This is a genomic window from Paenibacillus sp. OT2-17 (genome assembly GCF_009827695.1).
GTDB classification, from domain to species: Bacteria; Bacillota; Bacilli; order Paenibacillales; family Paenibacillaceae; genus Paenibacillus; species Paenibacillus polymyxa_B.
Map to the genome: position 1 here is coordinate 1 of NZ_WUDQ01000321.1, position 4,072 is coordinate 4,072.

The 4,072-nt window shown below is 49.4% G+C and carries 4 protein-coding genes; all 4 read right to left on the reverse strand.

Annotated features, from left to right (window positions below; translation table 11 throughout):
• On the reverse strand, positions 1-603 hold a 603-nt coding region (locus tag GRP75_RS20365; RefSeq protein ID WP_160790203.1), incomplete at its 3' end, for an MsnO8 family LLM class oxidoreductase.
• A 69-nt stretch (positions 604-672) separates the two neighbouring features.
• Entirely contained in the window at positions 673-2,088 is a 1,416-nt protein-coding gene (locus GRP75_RS20370; protein WP_160790201.1) for a deoxyguanosinetriphosphate triphosphohydrolase family protein, read from the reverse strand.
• Between the two features lie 418 nt (positions 2,089-2,506).
• Positions 2,507-3,418: a nickel transporter permease gene (gene nikC, locus GRP75_RS20375; RefSeq protein ID WP_023987407.1), complete on the reverse strand. Its 912-nt coding sequence runs from the start codon at positions 3,416-3,418 to the stop codon at positions 2,507-2,509.
• A 35-nt stretch (positions 3,419-3,453) separates the two neighbouring features.
• Positions 3,454-4,072: ABC transporter permease (locus GRP75_RS20380; protein ID WP_160790202.1), on the reverse strand; the 619-nt coding region annotated here is incomplete at its 5' end.

A 4,072-nucleotide genomic window follows, 5' to 3' on the forward strand; every position in this document is an offset into this window, starting at 1 on the left:
ACTCATAAACTGACCGAATACATAGCCTGTTGAATACTGGGCGGCATATTCGGCACTTTTTCGGTTTGTACCCAGCATCCACACTGCTGGCGGCTGTTCAGGCATCGGCCGGGCAAACACAGGCACCTGTTCATATTCGTAAGTACCTTCCAGCAAAGCCAATAGAGCTTCCATCGTCTGTGGCAGCTCCGTCACATGTTGAAGAAAATTACCGCTCAGTGCCATTGAAGCATGAGGTCCACCACCAGGTGCTCTCCCCAGGCCCAATTCGACTCTGCCAGGATATAGAGCAGCCAGCAAATGAAACCATTCCGCGACCTTGACTGGACTATAATGCGGGAGCAAAATAGCACCCGCACCCAGTTTGATTGTCTTCGTCACCGCCCCGATATGAGACAGCAGCACTTCCGGGCTGGAGGAAGCCAGCCCCTCCATATCATGGTGCTCCGAGGTCCAGTAGCGTGTATATCCCCATGCTTCTGCCTGTCTCGCTAGTTCACCAGCTCGTTGAACCGCCTGCTCCGGACGGTTACCGGGCAGCAACGGCACCATATCGAGCACACCGAGATTCAACCTTTTCGTAGATAAAGACTGAGATTGCATAGACACATTCCTCCCTCCTGCTATCCATTACAAACCAGTTCCTTCTACTATATAGGGGTAATTTAAAGGTCAATCCAGATCATAAATCGAACCCACCTTCAGGCCGTATAACTCATTATAGATTTTTTCAGCAAAAGCATCGGTCATGCCTGCAATATAGTCTATGACCATATGCTCCCATGTCCAGATCGGTTTCGCCTTGGCTTGGTCGCGCTCATAGCGCTGGAGCCAGTCGCTTGGAATAATAGATTTGGACGTTTCCGGGTCTAGAAAAGCTAACCACAGCCGTCTGAGCATCCACTCACTCCGTTTTTGCAGTCGCTGTACACGCAGATCGCGGATCATCGTAACCCAAGCAAAGCTTTTCAACACACTCACAGTGCGCAGCATATCCAAATCTTCGCTTCCATCCCGCACGAAGGTTACCTTTTTCCAATTTCCATCATCAATTACACCCAAGCTGCTGACAAACAGGCTGACCCAGTATGCCTTCACTTCACGGCGAGTACGGGAATAATCGTGTTCACACATCGGCATCTTGCCATTCCACACCTTCAAAAATTCGCTCAGCACAGCCGCTACCTTCTGCTCAATCTGAGCCAGTTGCCAGCCTTGCCAGAAGCTATCCTCCAACGTGGTGATTTTCTCCGTAATCAGACGAATTAAATACGGATCATATAAGAAGTGCTCATGTACCTCGATTTTCCCAGCCTTAATCCCGTCCTCCAGATCATGCGCAGAATAAGCGATATCGTCGCACAGGTCCATAAGCTGGGCTTCCAACGTTTTTTTACCATCAGGGATACCCCAATCCTCGCGGATGGAACGTATGTATTCCCACTCATGCAGGTACAACCCTTTTTTGTTCAGAATCCCCGGGTACGGGTATTTGTTGATCCCCAGTAACACAGCGTCCGACAAATTCAAACCATCCACGTTCTCACGCTTCTCCAAAAACATAATCAGCCGGAAATTGTGCGCGTTTCCTTCAAAATGCTCATAAATTCGTCGCTCACGCGCATAGGCCTCCTGTCCACGCTTGGACTCCGGTGTGAAGCCTCCGGCAGAGGATATCTTTTCTACCTTTGTTTCAATCAGTTGATCCAAAATCCCGTCCAGCACCTCTTCCCCCTTGTGTCCGAACGGTGGATGGCCAAAGTCATGTGCAATGGAAGCACATTCTACCACCTCAGGGTCAATGATCAGTCCTGCGTTATCTGCCTGTTCCAGCTCTACTTCGGGATGGCGGCGCAGCAAGCTTCGGGATGCCTCACGCGCAATTTGCGCTACCTCCAAAGAATGCGTCAGTCGTGTGCGGTAATAATCGCCCGTGCCTGCGCCAAATACCTGTGATTTACCCTGCAACCGACGGAAAGTCGGTGAATGGATTAAACGGGAGTAGTCCCGCTCATATGCGGCCCGTGAAGCGTCGCTTCGTGTCTGTTCCGCAAATTGCCGATGCTCTCTCTTGTCCTGCCATGTCATAAAGCCCACTCCCTACGTACTCAATTGGAGTGATTATACATTTTTTTTGCGCCTCAGGAAAGCTTACATGACTTTCACAGAGAAGATTGCAAGCCATAGCGGGATGAATCGAAGTACAATAAACGTAAAATGCCATATAAAAAAGGCGTTCCCCCAGCCATTAGTTTCAGGGAACACCTTTTTTTCTTCTATTTAAATGGAAGTATATACGTAAAACTTAAAAAATGTGCATGGAAAACGGAGCAGACGGAATGATGCTGTACAAGCGAAGCGGTCGCTTTTGTCCCCGAATTTCTACCATAATCATTGGCCTTATTTTAGAAATCCGGGGGCGGTGGCGATGGGAAGCATCATCTGACTGCGCAGTGGCGCTAATAGTAACTCTTAAGTTCAGTTTATATACCTCACCACTTTTGCTCTAACGCTTCGCCCTCGGGTCAAGCACATCCCGCAGGCCGTCCCCCATTAGGTTAAAGCCCAATACGGTCAGCATGATAGATACCCCCGGAAAAATAACTGTCCACGGCGCGTTCTGGATATATTGCCGCGAATCGGACAACATTTTACCCCACTCTGGCTCAGGAGGTTGTGCACCCAAGCCCAGAAATCCAAGCGCTGCCGCTTCAATGATGGCCGTTCCGATCCCCAACGTTCCCTGTACGATGATCGGTGTCAGGCTGTTAGGCAAAATATAACGGAGGATGATTCGTGTATTATTGGCTCCAAGCGCTCTAGCAGAAGTGATATACTCCTCCGTTTTGACACTCAGCACCTTAGAGCGAACTAACCGCCCATACGTTGGCACATTGACAATGGCAATGGCGTACAACGCATTTTCCAATGAAGGCCCTAAAATGGCCACAATAGCAATGGCCAGCAAAATCCCCGGAAATGCCAGTAAAATGTCGAATAGCCGCGAGATGACCATATCTGCCCATTTTCCGTAAAATCCTGCGATTAAACCTAAGGCTGTTCCTACAATCATTGAACCAATAACAGACAAGAAACCGACCCACAACGAGATTCTGGCTCCATACAGCGTGCGAGTCAGTAAATCTCGACCGAGATCATCCGTACCGAACCAATGCTCCGCAGAAGGAGGCTGCAAACGGCTCACCAAATTTTGCTCTTTATAGTCAAAAGGAGCAATCCACGGCGCGATCAAAGCAATGATGACAAAGAAGATAATAATGCTCAGGCCGACGAACGCCATTTTATTGTGACGGAAAGCCCTCCATGCGTCTCTCCAAGGGCCAGTCACGACAGGCAAATGCGCCAATGTGCTGCGTGTCGTCGGTATGTTGTTGGGTTCCATTGAAAATTGTGACATCGGACAAGCTCCCCCTTGAACAATTGACGACTTGATTACTGATAACGGATACGCCGGTCGAGCACCGCGTACAGCAAATCGACAATCAGATTAATGATGACGAACAGGAACGCAATGATCAGAATTCCGCTTTGAATAACCGGATAGTCACGCGAGCTGATCGCTTCAAAAATGTACCGTCCGATGCCAGGCCAGGCAAAAATGGTTTCTGTCAGTACCGCGCCTCCCAGTAGTGAGCCAGTCTGAAGACCGATGACAGTAAGTACGGGGATCGCAGCATTTTTAAGCGCATGTTTGTACACGACTTGAAAAGATGCCAGCCCCTTCGCCCGAGCTGTACGGATATAGTCCGCATCCATAACCTCCAGCATGCTGGAACGAGTAATGCGCGCAATGACCGCCATTGGAATCGTTCCAAGTGCGATACTGGGCAGGATCAAATGCTTGATGACGGTCCACACCTGATCCATACGTCCACCTATGAACGCATCAATCACGGCTAAATGCGTCACAGCTTCCACCGGATCACGAGAATTCATGCGTCCGATGGAAGGAAGCCAATGCAGTTTATTTGCAAAGATCCATTGCTCCATCAAGCCCAGCCAAAAAATCGGCATCGATACTCCGACCAGGGCAATGACCATACTGACATAG

Coding starts and splice junctions, on each gene's coding strand:
- GRP75_RS20370 (WP_160790201.1), bottom strand. CDS start 2,088: ATGACATGGCAGGACAAGAGAGAGCATCGGCAATTTGCGGAACAGACA.
- nikC (WP_023987407.1), bottom strand. CDS start 3,418: ATGTCACAATTTTCAATGGAACCCAACAACATACCGACGACACGCAGC.